The organism is Snodgrassella sp. ESL0324, assembly GCF_013344955.1.
Lineage (GTDB): Bacteria > Pseudomonadota > Gammaproteobacteria > Burkholderiales > Neisseriaceae > Snodgrassella > Snodgrassella alvi.
The window spans coordinates 108129-126625 of the sequence record NZ_JAAEDS010000015.1 but is presented as its reverse complement, the minus strand read 5'-3'; the positions used below and the strand labels follow the sequence as shown (position 1 = coordinate 126625).

General features: G+C 46.9%; 17 protein-coding genes. 6 read left to right on the top strand and 11 right to left on the bottom strand.

Features of this window, described 5'->3' with window-relative positions; genetic code table 11:
• Positions 1 to 7: 7 nt before the first annotated feature.
• Entirely contained in the window at positions 8 to 238 is a 231-nt protein-coding gene (locus GYY70_RS10275; protein WP_084550104.1) for a hypothetical protein, read from the top strand.
• A gap of 173 nt (positions 239 to 411) precedes the next feature.
• On the opposite strand, the gene GYY70_RS10270 is transcribed toward GYY70_RS10275, so the two are convergent.
• The 6 genes from GYY70_RS10270 to GYY70_RS10245 form a co-directional block, all read right to left on the bottom strand.
• Positions 412 to 771, bottom strand: a complete 360-nt coding sequence (locus tag GYY70_RS10270) for a FeoC-like transcriptional regulator (RefSeq protein WP_174832297.1) — start codon at positions 769 to 771, stop codon at positions 412 to 414.
• 57 nt (positions 772 to 828) lie between these two features.
• Positions 829 to 3153 carry a Fe(2+) transporter permease subunit FeoB gene (gene feoB / locus GYY70_RS10265; RefSeq protein WP_174832296.1) on the bottom strand — a complete coding sequence of 775 codons (2325 nt, stop codon included), beginning with the start codon at positions 3151 to 3153 and terminating at the stop codon, positions 829 to 831.
• Positions 3150 to 3392 carry a FeoA family protein gene (locus GYY70_RS10260; RefSeq protein WP_051506485.1) on the bottom strand — a complete coding sequence of 81 codons (243 nt, stop codon included), beginning with the start codon at positions 3390 to 3392 and terminating at the stop codon, positions 3150 to 3152. The genes feoB and GYY70_RS10260 overlap by 4 nt, the downstream gene beginning before the upstream one ends.
• Positions 3393 to 3718: 326 nt before the next feature.
• Positions 3719 to 5089, bottom strand: a complete 1371-nt coding sequence (gene glmU / locus GYY70_RS10255; RefSeq protein ID WP_174832295.1) for a bifunctional UDP-N-acetylglucosamine diphosphorylase/glucosamine-1-phosphate N-acetyltransferase GlmU — start codon at positions 5087 to 5089, stop codon at positions 3719 to 3721.
• Between the two features lie 81 nt (positions 5090 to 5170).
• On the bottom strand, positions 5171 to 5440 hold the full coding sequence (locus tag GYY70_RS10250; RefSeq protein WP_025331518.1) for a hypothetical protein: 270 nt from the start codon (positions 5438 to 5440) through the stop codon (positions 5171 to 5173).
• Positions 5441 to 5512: 72 nt separating this feature from the next.
• Positions 5513 to 6157 carry a pyrimidine 5'-nucleotidase gene (locus GYY70_RS10245; RefSeq protein ID WP_174832294.1) on the bottom strand — a complete coding sequence of 215 codons (645 nt, stop codon included), beginning with the start codon at positions 6155 to 6157 and terminating at the stop codon, positions 5513 to 5515.
• Positions 6158 to 6254: 97 nt separating this feature from the next.
• On the opposite strand from GYY70_RS10245, the gene GYY70_RS10240 reads away from it, so the two are divergent.
• The 4 genes from GYY70_RS10240 (at position 6255) to fba (ending at position 11080) form a co-directional block, all read left to right on the top strand.
• Positions 6255 to 7262, top strand: a complete 1008-nt coding sequence (locus tag GYY70_RS10240) for a thiamine ABC transporter substrate binding subunit (RefSeq protein ID WP_174832293.1) — start codon at positions 6255 to 6257, stop codon at positions 7260 to 7262.
• 145 nt (positions 7263 to 7407) lie between these two features.
• Positions 7408 to 8958, top strand: coding sequence for an iron ABC transporter permease (locus GYY70_RS10235; protein ID WP_174832292.1), 1551 nt, complete (start codon positions 7408 to 7410; stop codon positions 8956 to 8958).
• On the top strand, positions 8952 to 9887 hold the full coding sequence (locus GYY70_RS10230; protein WP_174832291.1) for an ABC transporter ATP-binding protein: 936 nt from the start codon (positions 8952 to 8954) through the stop codon (positions 9885 to 9887). The genes GYY70_RS10235 and GYY70_RS10230 overlap by 7 nt, the downstream gene beginning before the upstream one ends.
• Positions 9888 to 10015: 128 nt before the next feature.
• Positions 10016 to 11080 carry a class II fructose-bisphosphate aldolase gene (fba, locus tag GYY70_RS10225; protein ID WP_084562501.1) on the top strand — a complete coding sequence of 355 codons (1065 nt, stop codon included), beginning with the start codon at positions 10016 to 10018 and terminating at the stop codon, positions 11078 to 11080.
• A gap of 100 nt (positions 11081 to 11180) precedes the next feature.
• Here the strand turns inward: fba and hpaC are convergent, their stop codons facing one another.
• From hpaC to ffh, 5 genes are all read right to left on the bottom strand, one after another.
• Entirely contained in the window at positions 11181 to 11711 is a 531-nt protein-coding gene (hpaC, locus tag GYY70_RS10220; RefSeq protein ID WP_025331512.1) for a 4-hydroxyphenylacetate 3-monooxygenase, reductase component, read from the bottom strand.
• A 4-nt stretch (positions 11712 to 11715) separates the two neighbouring features.
• Positions 11716 to 12165 (bottom strand): homoprotocatechuate degradation operon regulator HpaR, encoded by a 450-nt coding sequence (gene hpaR, locus GYY70_RS10215; RefSeq protein WP_025331511.1) that lies wholly within the window; start codon positions 12163 to 12165, stop codon positions 11716 to 11718.
• A gap of 315 nt (positions 12166 to 12480) precedes the next feature.
• A complete protein-coding gene (locus GYY70_RS10210) occupies positions 12481 to 15327 on the bottom strand; it encodes a valine--tRNA ligase (RefSeq protein WP_174832290.1) in 2847 nt (948 codons plus the stop codon).
• Positions 15328 to 15749: 422 nt separating this feature from the next.
• Positions 15750 to 15914, bottom strand: coding sequence for an SEC-C metal-binding domain-containing protein (locus GYY70_RS10205; RefSeq protein WP_078475000.1), 165 nt, complete (start codon positions 15912 to 15914; stop codon positions 15750 to 15752).
• A gap of 191 nt (positions 15915 to 16105) precedes the next feature.
• The gene (ffh, locus tag GYY70_RS10200; RefSeq protein ID WP_174832289.1) at positions 16106 to 17464 is read right to left on the bottom strand and encodes a signal recognition particle protein; all 1359 of its coding nucleotides are present in this window, start codon (positions 17462 to 17464) and stop codon (positions 16106 to 16108) included.
• A 214-nt stretch (positions 17465 to 17678) separates the two neighbouring features.
• Between ffh and GYY70_RS10195 the strand changes: the two genes are divergently transcribed.
• Positions 17679 to 18479, top strand: coding sequence for an inner membrane protein YpjD (locus tag GYY70_RS10195; RefSeq protein WP_037394291.1), 801 nt, complete (start codon positions 17679 to 17681; stop codon positions 18477 to 18479).
• Positions 18480 to 18497: the final 18 nt, after the last annotated feature.

Genomic DNA, 18497 nt, shown 5'->3' with positions numbered 1-18497 from the left:
GGTTGCAATGCAATTACGGTTTTTTTACCTGGCTGGAATGCGGCTATTGCGGTTTGCGGGTTATGCCGTGCTGATTCCAGTTTTTGTGTATCGTCTGCCTGATGATGCTGTTTCAGTTTTATTTGAAATGAAGATTGTAATGGAAACGGCGGATTTGTACAGTAAACTTTGTTTACAGCCTGCTGTACAAACAGACAGATATGTTTATGCTAATGGTTTTCAGGATGATGTTGGGTAGATAAATTATCTTTATATATCAGATATTTTATTCATTTGTTCTGTGAGTATCATTAAGTATCTGGTTTAGGGATATGTTAGTGGTATTGATTTATGCCGGCAAATTGTTAATGTGTTTTCACCTGAAAAGACAGTTCTGCATCCATGTAAGTCAGATTTAAAATTTTTGCCGGTTCAGGCTAAGCGGGTAATCGGAATGGTTCTGTCTGTGCCGGTGACGGCCTGATAAATTTTTCTGGCACCTTCAGGACAAATAAAGCAGTCGCTGCATTTACTTTGCTGACAGGAAGGCTGGTAAGAATCTATCTGGCGGATGATCCCTTTTCTGAGCCAAAAGTTAAGCATCTGCTCCATGGCACTTTCCTGCACCTGAAAATGGCGGGACAAATCCTGCAGGCTGGCTTGTCCGATAGTGATAAGGTAGTCACGAATGGCAGTGATAAGCATATCCGGTAGTCCTTTATCTGGGTTGGCTGATGGTTTGTTCCTGCTGTCTGGATAACTGAATGCAAACAGATAGTGATGATTTTGCAAATATCACTATCTGTTCAGGTAAATAAGTTTTGGTAATTAGTAAAAATGCCTGATTGCTCAGTGACAGCAGCTACTTTTGCTGTGCGGGCAGTTTTTCATGGTTATCTGGCAAGTCTGACGCCGGCTGCCGATAAATTTCATACTGCAAACAACAAGAATAAACAGACAGGCTACTCCGCCAATCCAGTATGCGGCGCTGGTACTGTGACTAAGCTGGTGGTACTGGTAGTAAATGGTGGCACAGCTCCAGCCGGTAAAGAATGTCCAGCCGGCTACAAACAACATCCAGCGTCCGCCGGCTTCACGGTAAATGGTGCCTAGCGCAGCCGCACACGGTGTATATAGCAGGATGAATATGAGATAGGCCATTGCAGCAGCACTACTGCCGAAAGAGGTTTCCAGTTTGGTTACTGTGCGTCCGGTCATGTCCATATCCTGCTGTACGCTGTCAGCACTCTGATTCAGCGCACTAAAGCCCAGAGGATCGAGAAAGGAACCGGCCAGCTCGTTTAAGTTGGCTGGTATGGTGTTCAGGGCTTTGATGACACCGGACTGAAAATTAAAGGTTTCTTCTCCGCCATCCTCTTCCGCTTTCATGGAGTACAGGGAGTTGAGGGTGGCAATGACGGCTTCTTTGGCAAAGATACCAGTAAATATACCTACCGTAGCCGGCCAGTTTTGTTCATTGATACCCATAGGCGTGAATACCGGGGTAACTTTCTGACTGGCAACCGACAGTACAGACTGGCTGCTGTCATTGTGACCGAATGAGCCGTCGCTACCCAGTGAGTTAAGCAGGCTGAGAATGGTTACCATGAGTACGATGGCCTGTCCGGCACGGAAAATAAATCCTTTCAGACGTGACCATGTCAGGTAAAGCATGCCGCGCAATGTGGGCAAACGATAAGCGGGCATTTCCATAATAAAAGGGGTAATGTCACCGGGCAGCAGGGTGTGCTTGAGAATAATACCGGTAAGAATGGCAACACCGATACCGAGCAGATAAAGGATAAAAACCACGGTTGAGGCGTTTTCAGGAAAAAACAAAACAGCAAACAGGGTATAAACCGGCAGTCTGGCACCACAGGACATAAAAGGTATCATGCTGATAGACATGAGACGATCACGGGCACAGTCCAGTGTGCGGGTACCCATAATGGCGGGTACACCACAGCCGAAACCGACCAGCATAGGAACAAAGGCTTTGCCCGGCAGACCAATGGCACGCATGCCGCGGTCGACTACCATTGCGGCACGCGCCAGATAGCCGGAATCTTCGAGAAATGACAGGCACAGAAACATGGCTGCAATAACCGGAATGAATGTGGCCACTGTTTGAATACCACTGCCGATTCCATTGGCCAGAATAGCAATCAGCCACTCGGGAGAGCCGAGTCTGGTGAGCAGGGCGGAGAAGCCATCGACAAATATGGTACCAAAGAGGATGTCGAAGAAATCGATAAATACAGAGCCGAATTTAACCGCTACCATAAACATCAGGTACATGACGAACAGAAAAAACGGGATGCCGGTATAGCGGCCCAGGGTAATACGATCAATTTTATCGGATAAGGACAGATTTGCTTCACGCGGCTTTTCAATTACAGAGCGGCTTAGCTTATCGATGGCATCATAACGGGCACTGGCAAGGGCAACGTCGATTTCATGGTTACACCAGTCAGACAGGGCATCACGGCATTGTTGCAGGATATGCTTTTCAGTTTCAGTAAGAGAAACGGGGTTCTGTTTAAGTAATAATTCGATCAGCGACCACTGGTCGAGCTGGTGTACGGCACTATCGGCCGGAAGCTGAGCCAGATAGTTGCGGATAATGGTGCTTTGTTTGCTACCAAGAGTATCCAGCTCGGGATGGGCAGCTACAGGGTTGGTGATGGCCTGTGCAATTGCCTGTTTGAGTTGCGGTATTCCGGTTTTTCGTGCAGCGGAAATAGCGATAACCGGACAGCCAAGCTGTTTGCTCAGTATGCTGATGCTGATATTTTCTCCTATGTTATGCAGGGCATCGATCATGTTGAGAACGACCAGCATCGGCCGTTTGAGATCGAGCAACTGAAAAGTCAGGTACAGACTGCGTTGCAGATTAGTGGCATCGATAATGTTGATTATCAGGCTGTCTGGTTCATTGAGAACAAACTCACGCGCAATCATTTCATCCTGAGAAGCAGCTATGTCGAGATTTTCTATGGCATAGGTACCGGGCAGGTCGATGATTTCTACCTGTTGCCGGTTTATCTGGATACTACCGGTTTTGCGTTCTACAGTTACCCCAGGCCAGTTTCCTACCTGCTGGCGTGAACCGGTAAGCGCATTGAAAAGCGTACTTTTGCCGCTATTGGGATTGCCGATTAATGCTATTTTCATTGTGTTGCCTCAACTACGCCGATGGCTTGTGCTTCACTGCGCCGCAGGCACAGGTAAAATCCGCGGGTTTTGATTTCCAGTGGATCGCCTAATGGTGCTGTACGGATTACGGTAACGTGGCTGCCGGGGGTAATGCCCATGGCTAGCAGACGCCGGCGGAAAGGCAGAGATTCGGGCAACAGTCGGGTTATAACTGCCGGCTGACCAAACGGTAGTTGATCAAGAGTAAGTATTGGCACTGCGGTTGACCTTCAGTAGTAGGTAAGGTGTCTTTGTTATTATTGGGAATCATTTTTATTGTGCATGATATTACTTTTGCCTGTTAATTTGCTTGTATGAATGGCTAAGAGAAAATGCTTTATTCAGTTATTTTGTGAAGAATATAGTGAATAAAGTGATTATTTTGCGAATTATAATTAGTTTGTGTATTTTTTAAACGCAGATATGTAATGCTTTTGATTAAAGTATGGCGGGTTTGGTGAAACAGATGTAAAGGCGGGAAAGATTAGTGAATACAGATAATCAGCCCGGCAGGCAGAATAACACTGGCGGGCTGATAAAGAGATTATTTTTCGTTGTTTTTTTCTGGTCGCTGCCATTCTGACAAAGTTGTCTGGCGACTGCGTGACAGTGTCAGTTTGTCTGGCGGACAGTTCCTGCTCAGAGTACTGCCGGCACCGGTGGTGGCACGGTCACCTATGGTGATGGGCGCAATAAGCATATTGCCGGAACCGATGCGGACATGATTGCCAATGGTAGTACGGTATTTGTTAACTCCGTCATAATTACAGGTGATGGTACCGGCGCCAATATTGCTGTTTTCGCCAATAGTGGCATCGCCCAGATAGGTAAGATGATTGGCTTTGCTGCCATAGCCAATAGTGCTGTTTTTAACTTCGACAAAATTACCGATATGCACTGCGTCACCAATCTGTGCCTGCGGTCGCAGGCGTGCAAACGGACCAATCCGGGCATCGCTGCCAATATTGCAGTTTTCCAGATGGGAATTGGGGTGAATGATGGTACCGGAGCCGATGGTGGCGTTTTTAATCACACAATTGGCACCAATGGAAACGTTGTCACCGAGATCTACATTTCCTTCCAGAATGACATTAATGTCGATTATTACGTCTTGTCCGTGGGTTAGCTGTCCGCGTAAGTCGAAACGGGCAGGGTCACGCAGGGTTACGCCAGCCTGAAGCAGTGCTGTAGCCTGCTGCTGTTGCAGGATGCGCTCCAGCTGTGCCAGTTGCAGTTTGTTATTAACGCCGGCTGCCAGCCATGATGCACGCACTTGCAGCGGATGAACGGGAATATTGTCCTGTTGGGCCAGTGCAATGACATCAGTCAGGTAGTATTCTTGCTGACTATTGTTATTTTGCAACGCATTGAGCCATTGGGTCAGCTGACAATTGGGCAGTACAAAGATACCGGTATTGGTTTCGCAAATGGCTTTTTCCTCTGCGCTGGCATCTTTTTCTTCGACAATGGCGACAACATTGCCATGTTGACGGATGATGCGGCCATAGCCGGCCGGATTGTCGAGAACATCGGTCAGTAATCCTACGTCTTTACCGGCGGTGCTGAGTAATTCTTCCAGTGTTTGCTGATCGATAAGGGGTACATCGCCATACAGAATCAAAGTCCGTCCGCTGTCGGATAAATGTGGCAGAGCCATTCTGACTGCATGGCCGGTACCCAGTTGCTGGTCTTGTTCCACCCAGCACACGTCTGCCTGAATTCGTTCCCGTACCAGCTCTTTGCCGTGGCCAATAACGACGGTGATATTGTCCGGATGCAGACTTTGTGCGGTGTTAATAACGCGTTCCAGCATGCTGATGCCGCCGATTTCATGCAGAACTTTGGGCAGGCGTGAATACATCCGGGTACCTTTGCCGGCTGCAAGGATGACGATATTTAAGGGTGAATTAGCCATAAATTTGTATATATTAAGATGTGAAAACGGGCTGTCGGTAATCTGGCATGATTCCGGCAGCCCTGTACTGATGTATCTGAATTATTCGGCACTACTGTTTGAATCTGACCAGTGTGTGTGTGCCGGTAATTTTTCGTCTGCATCCCCTACAGTGGGTTTCATCACGTGCGGTTCGGGGCGCATGCTGTTATAGCGCATATTATGTGAGTAGGTGCCATCCTGATAAACCACACGTGTACCCGGTTCATATTTCTGGCGCAGTTTTGTCTGTCCGCTGGCATCCTGATAGGTTTCCCATGTGCAGCCACTGATGGCCAGTAGACCGCAAATTAAACAGATTCCGGCACGCATGGTGTTGTCCTTTGAGGTTAGTCGTTTGTACAGGGATATTGTAGAGAATTTGTGTGCCTGCGTATAGTTGCTTTATAACAGAGACGGGGCAATATGCAGCAGACTGTGCATATCCGGTACAGCCGCATCGATTCCGGCAGCCGGATGGCTGTGTGTTCCGAACCATACTGTTCGCATGCCCAGTGTATGTGCTGTTTTCAGATTGGACAGGCTATCGTCTACCATAATGCATTGCTCAGGGCGGATATGCAGCTGCCGGCACAGGCTGTGGTAAGCATGCGGATGAGGTTTGTAAAGCATTTGTACATTATCAGTACCAAACAGGGCATGGAAATGTGATTCAATTTGCATGGTACTGATCAGTGCCTGTACATAATGGCTGGGACCATTGGAAAAAACGACTTTATAGCCGGGCAAATGGGTTAGAGTATGCTGTATTTGCGGCACTGGCTGCAACAGAGGCAAAATTTGCTCCAGCGGGTGACACGCCAGCAGAAATTCCTGAAGATTGATTTCCGGATGGTGTTTTTGCAGTCCGGCCAGTGTAGCGCCATAATCCTGCCAGTATTGCTGACGCAGCCGGGAAGCGGCAATATCGTCGATATTCAGGGTGGTGGCTATATAGGCTGTCATGTGCTGATTGATAATACCGAATATGCCCGCATCAGCCTGATGCAGGGTATTGTCTAGGTCAAATAGCCAGTAATGAGTTGTCATGATTTGTAAGATGGCGTCAGATTTTTACTATAAACGTCTAAAACGGGTATGATTGTATATGAAGAATACCTAATGATTTTAATGGCAGGAGACCGGAATGAAAGCAGGTAAGTGGTTAATCGGAGTGCTGTGTCTGTTACTCAGTATGGTTGCACAGGCACAGACAGAGGTACGTCTGGCTGTACATGATTCATTTGCTTTACCTAAAAATGTTCTGGCTCAGTTTGAGCATGATAATAATGTGAAACTGACTGTGATTAAAGTCGGTAGCGGAAATGAAATGCTCAACAAGCTGATTTTAACTCGTGCCAAACCAATTGCTGATGCAGTATATGGTCTGGATAACAGTAATATTGCCAAGGCTCAGCAGTTTAAACTGTTTGCTCAGGCACAGCCGTCTGGCCGTCCGGTTAATGTTTCTCTGCCGCAGGCTCTGGCAGTGGATTACGGCTATATTACGATTAATTATGATAAGGCATGGTTTCAGAAACATGGCAAAGCTGTGCCGCGCTCGCTGGAAGAACTGGCCAGCCCGGCTTATCGCGATTTACTCGTTGTGCCCAGCCCGGCCACTTCCAGTGTGGGACTGGGTTTTCTGCTGGCGAATATTGGCGGCTTAGGAGAGCAGGGCACCTGGCAATGGTGGGCTAAAATGCGCCAGAATGGTGTAAAAGTGACTAAAGGCTGGAGTGAGGCCTATTACACTGAATTTACCTTGAACGGAGGCAGCCGGCCGATGGTGGTAAGCTATGCTTCCAGTCCGATAGCAGAAGTTTATTATGGTAAGGGTAAATACAAAACACCGCCAACTGCCGATTTACGCTTTAAAGGGGCAGTGTTCCGCCATATCGAAGGTGCTGCGGTGCTGAATCATGCCAGTCAGCCTGCACTGGCTGCTAAACTGGTGCAATATCTGCAAAGTAATCAGGTACAGAATGCCATTCCGACATCCATGTGGGTTTATCCGGCTGTAAAAGACGTGTCTTTGCCACCGGTATATGCTCATGTAAAAATTCCGACTACGGTAACACAACCAAGTATGGCTGATATGGCAGCTAAGCAGCAAAGCTGGGTTAAACAATGGGTAAAGGTAGTGCAGCGCTGAACAAATAACCTGTACTGTCGCCATGCGGCTGTTTATTGCGGCCGGAGTAAGAAATAAAAACAGGGCATGGATATGCCCTGTTTGGTTATACAAATACTGAATCTGAGGTAATCGTCTGGTAAATAAAGATGTAAACGGTATTGGGATGAAAGTTGTCAGTTTCGGGCAAAAATTGCTGCTGGGGCTGTTTTCATTACTGCCGCTGTTTTTTTTGCTGGCTGTGGTGCTGTTACCATTGCAGGCAATGCTGCAACAAACGGATGCAGACAGTTTCCGTATGGTGTGGCAGGACGAATATATGCGTCGCTTACTGGGCTGGACAGCTTCACAGGCTGCTATCAGCAGCGTGCTGACGTTGTTGCTGGGTGTACCGGTAGCATGGACGGTTACCCGTTTGCAGTTTAGTGGCCGAAACTGGGTACTGCGTTTGCTGATGCTGCCGTTTGTAATCCCCACCTTGGTAGCTGGTGTGGGTATTCTGGCATTGTTTGGAGCACAGGGTTTATTGTGGCGCGGCTGGGAAGGTACGCCATGGTTATTGTTATACGGTAATGTATTTTTTAATCTGCCGGTAATGGTACGTGCCGGCTATCAGGGTTTATGTCAGGTACCGGCAACACGTATGTATGCGGCACAGACACTGGGTGCCGGAACGTGGCAACGTTTTGTCAGGATTGAAATTCCGCAGATGCTGCCATGGCTGGCCGGTGGTATGTGTCTGGTGTTTTTGTATTGTTTTTCCGGATTTGGTCTGGCTTTATTGCTTGGCGGTGAGCATTACATTACGCTGGAAGTACAGATTTATCAGCTGATAGCTTATGAGCTGGATATGGCACAGGCCGGTGTGCTGGTGTTATGGGTACTGGCCACAACTTTTCTGTCCGGTATTATATATGCGGTTCTGAGCAGATATTCTGCTCAGAAGGCAGTGATACAGATGTTGCCGCCGCAATTACCGACAACCGGTCAGAAAGCCGGACTGGCACTGGCTTTGCTGCTGTTGCTGGGGTGTTGTGCGCTGCCGCTGCTGGCAGTGTGCTGGCGTGCTTTGCTGGCTGGCAGTTCATGGCTGGTATTACTGGAAAGTACAACGTGGCAGGCAGTACTGAATACTTTAAGCTTTACTTTAATGGCAATCATGCTGGCATTACTGCTGGGTTTTTTGCATGCTGCGCTGGCAAAGCGGCTGATGTGGGTGCGTAGTCTGACATTTTTACCATTTATGGTATCACCGGTGTGTGTGTCATTCGGGCTGTTGTTGTGTTATCCCGGCTGGACAGCATCATTAAGTATGCTGATATGTACGTATGCGCTGCTGGCTTATCCGTTTATTACTAAGGATGTACTGGCTGCATGGGACAGTTTGCCTGACAGTTATACACAGGCTGCGCGTACACTCGGTGCCGGCCGCATGCAAGTATTGCTGTATGTTATTGTGCCTCTGTTACGACCGGCTTTGCAGCGCGGGCTGGCTCTGGCTGCGGCTACCTGTATCGGTGAGTTTGCGGCTACGCTGTTTCTGTCGCGGCCGGAATGGCAGACGCTGACTACACTGATCTATCATTATCTGAGTACCGCCGGACGGGATAATTATGACCGTGCGATGGTGCTGACCTTACTGCTGATGATGCTGACTATACTGATTTTTGCATTAGTGGAATGGAGTAAGGACAAAAAGGAAACGCATCTATGCTGAGCTGGCAACACATTAATAAAAAATTTTCCGATAAAGTTGTTGCCGCGGATTTAAGTCTGGAGGTGGCCGACGGTCAGCTGGTGGCGGTACTGGGAGAAAGCGGCAGCGGTAAATCAACTTTGCTGAATATGGCTGCCGGTCTGGTACAACCTGATAGCGGCAATATTTTTATTAACGAAGAAAATATAACTTTTTTATTGCCGGAACAGCGCCGTATCGGGCTGATGTTTCAGGATTATGCTTTATTGCCGCATCTGAATGTGTGGCAAAACGTGGCTTTCGGACTGCGTATGCACGGAGTAAGCAAACCGCAAGCACAACAGCAGGCCATGCAAATGCTTGCCGAGGTGGGGCTGTCTGAAGCAGCTGCCCGGCAGGTAGATGTATTATCCGGCGGAGAGCAGCAACGGGTGGCACTGGCCAGAGCACTTGTTCTGCAACCGCAGGCATTGTTGCTGGACGAACCATTTTCAGCGCTGGATACAACATTGCGCGCCAGTTTGCAGCAATTAACTGTGCGTTTATTGCGTCAGCAAAAATGTCCGGCTGTACTTGTTACTCACAGCCCGCTGGAGGCTTTTGCGCTGGCTGATCGTATTTGTCTGCTCAGGCATGGCCGCTGGGTACAGCAGGGTACCGCTGCACAATTGCTGGCACGACCGGCTGATGTATGGGCTGCGCGTTTACTGGGTTGTGATAATGTCAGCGATGTTTGTTACATTCCGCAAAACGCTCTGCAATATGATCCTGAAAACGGAACACAGGTACAGGTAACAGAAGTATGTTTAACAGCCAGATCATATGATGTACAGTTGCTGCATCCGCAATACGGAATATTACGCTGGTGGCTGCCGCTGCATTATGCTGTGCAGGCAGGAGACTGGCTGCCATTAACGGTACAGCATCAGAAAATTGTTTTCTTTCAATAATACGGTGTCTGTTTGGCAGTAAACTGAATTAGTGAAAGAATGCATGCTCATGCCTACAAAAACGGTGCATAGTGGTATAATTGCGCCGATTTTTTTACCAATTATTGCAAGTACACACGGAGAACCTCATGGCTTTAGTTTCTATGCGCCAACTGCTCGACCATGCTGCGGAAAACAGTTATGGTCTGCCGGCGTTTAATGTCAATAATCTTGAACAAATGCGTGCGATTATGGAAGCGGCCGATGAAGTTAACGCTCCGGTGATTGTGCAGGCCAGTGCCGGTGCACGCAAATATGCCGGTGCCCCGTTTTTGCGGCACCTTATTCTGGCTGCCATTGAAGAATTTCCGCATATTCCGGTTGTGATGCATCAGGATCATGGTGCGTCACCGGAAGTATGTCAGCGTTCAATTCAACTGGGCTTTTCATCAGTAATGATGGATGGTTCGCTGCTGAGTGATGCCAAAACACCTTCCACTTATGAATACAATGTAGATGTCACTCGCAAAACTGTCTATATGGCACATGCCTGTGGTGTATCAGTAGAGGGTGAAATCGGCTGTCTGGGTAATCTGGAAACCGGAGATGCCGGAGAGGAAGATGGTGTAGGTGCGGCAGGTAAACTCAGCCATGAACAGATGCTTACCAGTGTGGATGAAGCAGCGCGTTTTGTACAGGATACGGGTGTTGACGCTCTGGCCATTGCTATTGGTACCAGCCATGGCGCCTATAAATTTACCCGTAAGCCGACAGGGGAAGTACTGCGTATCGACCGCATCCGTGAAATTCATGAACGTTTACCTAATACCCATCTGGTTATGCATGGTTCCAGCTCAGTACCGCAGGAATGGTTACAGGTAATTAACGAATTTGGCGGCAATATTCCGGAAACTTATGGAGTGCCGGTAGAAGAAATTGTCGAAGGTATTAAATACGGTGTGCGCAAGGTTAATATTGATACAGATTTGCGTCTGGCCAGCACAGGTGCGATCCGCCGTTTTCTCGCTACACATCCGGCAGAATTTGATCCGCGTAAATACTTTACTGAAACCATTAAAGCCATGAAGCAGGTTTGTATTGATCGTTATGTAGCCTTTGGTGCTGCCGGTCATGCGAGCCAGATTAAGCCAGTTTCTTTGGAAAAAATGGCAAATCGTTACGCAGCCGGCGAGCTGGTACAGATTGTAAAATAAGTATTTTTACATGTAATAATGGACTGTCCGGGAAAAGACAGTCCATTATTGTTTGTATACTGCTTTTTAGTTTATCTGCCGGTGTGGCAGGAAAATTGATTCAGACACAGTCTGCTTCACAAAATGGTATGGCAGTCTGAGTAAACCGGCGCTGAAAATACAGTAATCCCTGATTTTCCTGTGAATTAATATTTATATGCTCAACTGCTACATAAAATACGCTGTGGCTGCCCATATCATGGCTGTCGACAATATGCCCGTGCAAATGCGCCAGTGCTCCTACTAACTGAGGCTGGGCGGAGTGGTGATGATTTTGCCAGTCGTTTTGCAGAAAACGCTCGGTTACCGGAACAGATGTTATTCCGGCAAAATGTTCCGCTACATCCTGCTGAGATGAAGCCAGAACGTTAACACATAAACGCCCGTTGGCGCGGAGAACCGGTTGTATACGGGCGTTGCGGTTAATGCATAATAATAAGGTAGGAGGTGTATCTGTTACCGATGTGACTGCGGTAAGGGTGATGCCATAACGGCCGGCTGAACCTTCGGTAGTAATAACATGTACTGCTGCGGCAACTTTTGACATCGCTTCACGGTATTGTAAAGCTACGGCTGACGGTGGTTGATTCATTTTATTAAGTTTCTGGTTCTTCTTTATCAACAGCAATATTGGTAAATTCTTTCAGCATATTGCCCAGTTGATGTAATTTTTCCTGAGTATAACGCTGTTCCAGTACTTTGTACCGTGCATCTACTGAACGACACAAATCTTCATACAATTTTTCTCCGGTCGGTGTCAGCTTGAGAAAAACCCGTCGCTGATCATTGGACGGTTTAAGGCGGACTACATAATCCAGTTTTTCCAGTCTTGTCAGGATACCAGTCAGGCTTGGGCGAAGAATGCATGCCTGTTTAGCTAAATCCTGAAAATCCATGATACCATTTTCTGCCAGTAAACGGGTAATACGCCATTGCTGATCAGTGATACCGATATCATTCAGCATCGGGCGAAAATGAGATAATAATGCTTCACGAGCCTGAATCAAGACAATGTTGAGGGACGAGTATTTAGATGTATTAATCACCTGTTTGCTCCAATCTTTCAGTATATCCGGTTCATATAACTTTTCAATATAAAGCGAGAAAGTTATTTTTTACGAATTTTACATAATATTATTATAAATTTGAATAATTATGTGTAAATAAATTACAAAACAAGTACATTGTATTTAATTAGTAGGTTGTTTTAGAATAAAAATTTATTTTTTGGCTGATTATTGCAATATTCTTGAAGTCAAAAAAGAAACCACCAGCCTTAATACATGAAAGTAATAGCCGGATTTATCCGGCTGCTACCTGTATCTGTGGTTTGGTGGTTGTTGAGAAGAAATAATTTATAATTAATTGTATTTTTGTAACTGTAAAGCAATTTTAGACATTCTGTCCTGTAGTTGAGCCAGTTCAGTACGGTCTTTTTCTACCAGATGTGCAGGTGCCTTGTCGGTATAGCCGGGTTTGGCCAGCTTTGTTTCAATTTTATCGATATTTTTCTGTAGTTTTTCTGCTTCTTTTTGCAGTCGTGCCGTTTCAGCAGCTTTATCCACTTCGACTTTCAGCATCAGACGCGCTCCCTGACATACTGCTACCGGTGCATCATCACTTTCTGGCAAATGGGTTACCTGTCTGGCTTCACTCAGACGTGCCATCAGTGGCAGATATGGAAGAATTTCACCCAGATCGGTATTGCTTTCAACCAGTAAAGGCACTTTTACACTCATCGCCAGCCCCATTTCACCACGCAAATTGCGAACTGAATTAACCAGCTCCTGCAAATAATGCATCTGATTTACCGCATCAGCATTATTCAGACTGCTGTCAGCCTGTGGCCATGCGGCCAGCATGATGCTGTCAGTATGTTTTGCGTTAGCCAGTGGTGCAATGGTCTGCCACAGTTCTTCAGTGATAAACGGCATAATCGGATGCAACAGACGCAACACTACTTCCAGAACGCGTACCAGTGTGCGCCGTGTTGCACGCTGCTGTGCTTCATCACCACGCTGCAACTGAGTTTTGGCCAGTTCTACATACCAGTCACAGTATTCATTCCAGATGAATTCATATAAGGTCTGAGCAGCCATATCAAAGCGGTAGGTGTCCAGTGCTTCACTCACTGCTGAAATGGTTTGCTGCAAACGGGTCAGCAGCCATTTATCAACAAAGCTGTAACTTAGCGGCAGACTTTCATCCTGCCCGCAATCGTGATTTTCAATATTCATCAGCACAAAACGGCTGGCATTCCATAGTTTATTGCAGAAATTACGATAGCCTTCGGCACGTTTGAAATCAAAATTGATACTGCGGCCAAGGCTGGCATAGCTGGCCATAGTGAAACGCAGAGCATCAGCACCGAATACCGGAATGCCGTCAGGAAACAGTTTTTGTGTCGCTTTAATTACCTGCGGCGCTTTTTCCGGGCGGCGCAAACCGGTAGTACGTTTAACCAGCAGGTTTTCCAGATCGATACCGTCAATCAAATCCACCGGGTCAATGACATTGCCTTCAGATTTGGACATCTTCTTACCTTCATGGTCACGCACCATGCCATGAATATATACATCATGAAAAGGTACTTTACCGGTGAAGTGGGTCGTCATCATAATCATGCGTGCTACCCAGAAGAAAATAATTTCATAACCGGTTACCAATACCTGAGAAGGCAGGAATGCCTGCAATTCCGGTGTTTTTTCCGGCCAGCCAAGAGTAGAAAACGGCACCAGAGCTGAAGAAAACCAAGTGTCCAGTACATCTTCGTCACGGGTCAGAACCGCATCTTCACCCGCCTGTGCCTGTGCTTCGGCTTCATTACGCGCTACATAAACGCGGCCGTTCTGGTCATACCATGCCGGAATCTGGTGACCCCACCACAACTGGCGGGAGATACACCAGTCCTGAATATTGTTCATCCACTGGTTATAAGTATTAACCCAGTTTTCCGGAATAAAGCGTACTTGTCCGCTTTCCACTGCATGAATACATTTTTCAGTCAGAGTTTTACCTTTAAACTCTGATTCCGGTTCAGGGTTGGCAACATTATTATCAGCACTGCGGGTCATAGCCACAAACCACTGACTGGTCAGCATTGGTTCAATTACACTGCCGGTACGGTCACCTTTAGGTGTCATCAGTTTGTGTTCTTCCACTTTTACCAGTAAACCCTGAGCTTCAAGGTCTGCGACCATCTGTTTGCGTGCAGCAAAACGATCCAGTCCGGCATATTGTGCCGGTAACGTAATACCAGCCTGAGCCTGACCCTGAAAATCAAATACTTCTGCCTGCTGTAGTATTCTGGCATCCAGACTGAGTACATTAATCAGTGCAGTCTGATGACGTTTACCCACTTCATAGTCATTAAAATCGTGAGCCGGTGTGATTTTAACGCAGCCGGTACCAAAATCTTTATCTACATACTCATCAGCAATTACCGGAATAGTGCGGCCGGATAACGGCAGCACCAGCTGTTTTCCGATGAAACCGGCATAACGTTCATCATCGGGATGTACGGCTACGGCTACGTCACCCAGCAAAGTTTCCGGACGGGTAGTGGCAACAATCAGAGCGTTGTCCGGATTATCGGCCAGCGGATAACGGATATGCCACATATGGCCGTTTTCTTCGATATTTTCCACTTCCAGATCTGATACAGCTGTACCCAGTACCGGATCCCAGTTTACCAGCCGTTTACCGCGATAAATCAGACCCTGCTCAAACAGGCGTACAAATACTTCGGTAACCACTTCGGCACGCACATCGTCCATTGTGAAATATTCACGGCTCCAGTCTACAGAGCAGCCGACACGGCGCATCTGTTCGGTAATGGTGCCGCCGGAGAATTTTTTCCAGTCCCAGATTTTGGCAATAAATGCTTCCCGGCCTAAATCATGGCGGGTAATGTTTTCTACCGCCAGCTGGCGTTCCACCACAATCTGCGTAGCAATACCGGCATGGTCAGAGCCGGGAATCCAGCACACATTTTCACCTTTCATGCGGTGATAACGGGTAAGGCCATCCATAATGGTCTGGTTAAATGCATGCCCCATATGCAGGGTGCCGGTTACATTAGGCGGTGGCAGCTGAATAGCGAAAGAAGGTTTGCTTAAATCCAGTGACGGTGCAAAATAGCCGCGTTGTTCCCATTGCTGATATAAACGGGTTTCGATTTCACTCGGAGAATATTGGGTGTTTAACATGGTTACGAATTGGAAAAAAACAAAAAATAAGATTCTGATTATAACCCATGCGCTGAGGCAAGGTTTAAGACGATGCGCTTTTGTCAGAATCCGGATATCAAAATAAACAGTCTTATTTTGAAAATAGAGGATAAATCGAATAAACAGTTAATTATTAAGCAAATGCCATAAATGAAAACTATGAGTACAGGCGGATAATTAACTAATAAATATATATTTCTGCTGCCTTATCTGTTTATTATCTGTGCAGGCGGGATAAAACTGTGCAGAAGCCCAATCAATTATCCCCCGGTATGCGTAGAATACAGGGGGAAGTAATTAAAAGTGGATTAAATCAGTAGCAGTGATTACTGGCAGACATCAGCGGAAGTAGTCATGTCTGTTGCTGCCATCGAAAGCAGCCGGTTTTCAGACAACACTTCTTAAAAGCTGCGACCCGAGTTGCATGGACAGGGATCATTGCGCCCCAGCTTTTCATGCAGAACTTTGTCACCATGAACAGTTCTTATCAGTCCGCGTTTAACGTTGGTTTCTGACGGGAAACCTCTGCGGCGTTTGCTGGTTGGCTCAAAAAAAGCCTTTATCATTAAATTTGCGCATTATCGTACTCCTTTTTAAGATAATGTAATTAAACAGCAATCATAAATTGCTCGGAATATTTTACAGTAAAAATATAAGATTATCCATGCCGGATGCTTGTCATAAACTATCTTCAGGAGATAGCAGAAAATAAAAAACTGCCTGAATCTGAATTCAGGCAGTGTATTAAAAATACAGGTTATTGCGGCATGATACCTTTCATGCCTTTGGCCAGACGCATCAGTTTACCCATACCGCCCTTGGTAAATGATTTCATCATTTTTTGTGACTGCTCAAATTGTTTGAGCATTTTATTCACTTCCTGTACGGTAACACCGGAACCATTGGCAATGCGGCGTTTACGGCTGGCTTTAATCAGCAGCGGATTAGCGCGTTCTTTGGCCGTCATTGAGTTGATAATGGCTTCCACACGACTCATGGCTTTTTCTGCCGTGCCTTCCGGCACCTGTTTGGCCATTTGTCCCATATCGCCCGGCAGCTTAGACATAATGGATTCAATTCCACCCATTTTACGCATCTGCTGAATTTGTGCTTTAAAGTCATTCAGGTCAAAACCTTTGCCTTTATGCAGTTTTTTTGCCATCTGCTGCGCGGTTTTTTCATCAATGCCTTTTTGTACATCTTCAATCAGTGAGAGTACATCCCCCATGCCGAGAATGCGCGAAGCCAGACGATCCGGATAAAACGGTTCCAGCCCGTTGATTTTTTCACCTACACCGATAAACTTAATCGGTTTGCCGGTTACATGGCGTACAGACAAAGCGGCACCCCCACGGGCATCGCCGTCCATTTTGGTTAATACCACACCTGTCAGAGGCAGCGTATCATTAAAAGCCTGTGCTGTATTTACGGCATCCTGACCCTGCATGGCATCTACTACAAACAGAGTTTCTACCGGATTAATCGCTGTATGTATCTGCCGGATTTCATCCATCATTTTCTGGTCAATAGCCAGCCGGCCGGCGGTATCCACCATCAGTACATCATAAAAATGTTTTTTGGCATGATCCAGAGCATTTAATGCAATGGTCACCGGCTGTTCACCTTCGTGTGACGGGAAAAAATCCACTTCAACCTGTTGTGCCAGCAATTTTAGCTGCTCTATTGCCGCCGGACGGTATACGTCGGCAGAAACTACCAGTACCTTTTTCTTCTGCTCATTTTTCAGCAGCCGGGCCAGTTTGCCCACCGTGGTGGTTTTACCCGCACCCTGCAAACCTGCCATCAGAATCACGGCCGGTGGAACCGCGGCCAGGTTCAGACTGCTGTTTTGTGTGCCCATCAGTTCGGTAAGGGCATCGTTTACCACACCAACAAAAGCTTGCCCCGGTGTGAGGCTGCCAATGACTTCCTGCCCGACTGCACGTTCTTTTACCGAAGCCATAAACGTTTTTACAACTGGCAGGGCAACGTCTGCTTCGAGTAATGCCATACGTACTTCACGCAGGGCATCTTTGATATTGTCTTCACTCAAACGCGCCTGTCCGCGCAGAGTTTTCGCGATTTTACTAAAGCGATCTGATAGATTGTCTAACATCGAAACCATCTCCGGCTAATTGTAAGCAGCCTGTATATGTTCGGTGAAAATTGCCTGTTGCCAGTCAATTCGCACAATAAATAGGTATGATAAGTAGCAATTTGGTTATAAAATGGCACCCCGTTGCTATACCTTTTAGCAGGCATAGCAATAATAAATACCTATTTTACACTACGCGCGCCAATTTTTGGCGCGCTATTGCTGCGGAAAAATCATGAGCTTATTGCTGCTGGTGCTTATTCTTGCTTATGTCGTGCTTTCTGTACTGGCATGGCGGTTCTGGCAACGTCATACAGATGTGCCTTATCCGTTGCGGGGTGAGCAGTCACTGTTACTGCTGATATTGCTGCTGCATACCTTTGTTGTATGGCAGCCAATGCTGCAGCAGCATGTACTGCTGGTGGGGTTCGGTCAGGCACTCAATCTGATTACCTGGTTAATGGTAATGCTGTATTGGGTGGGCAGTTTTCGCTATCGCCTGCAGGGATTACAGCTGGCGCTGTTTCCCTGTTCGGCACTCGTACTGCTGATTGCCTTACTGCTGCCCGGACAGGCTATTGCTTATCCGATGCACAACACAGCATTCATGATACATGTTTTGTCGGCATTGCTGGCTTATGCCCTCTTTGGCATTACAACCCTGCTGGCTGTGCTCATGCTGGTACGCAATCATTATCTGCACCGGCGTAAAACTGTTCCGCAGCAATCATTCCTGCCGCCTTTGCTGGCCATTGAAAAATTAATGTTTCAAGGCCTGCAGGCGGGTTTTGTGCTTCTGACTATAGCGGCTGTCAGCGGCACAGTATTTTCCGAAGCTGTATTTGGTGAGCCTGCACGTTTTAATCATAAAACGGTATTCGGCGTGCTGTCATGGATAATCTATCTGGTTATCCTGCTCAGACATCATATGCAGGCATGGCGCGGGAAAAAAGTGGCATGGTGGGTTATTGTGTCATTTGTCAGCCTGATGCTGGCTTATTTTGGCAGCAAGTTTGTGCTGGAAATTTTGTTTTAATCTTTTTTGTAACTAGTT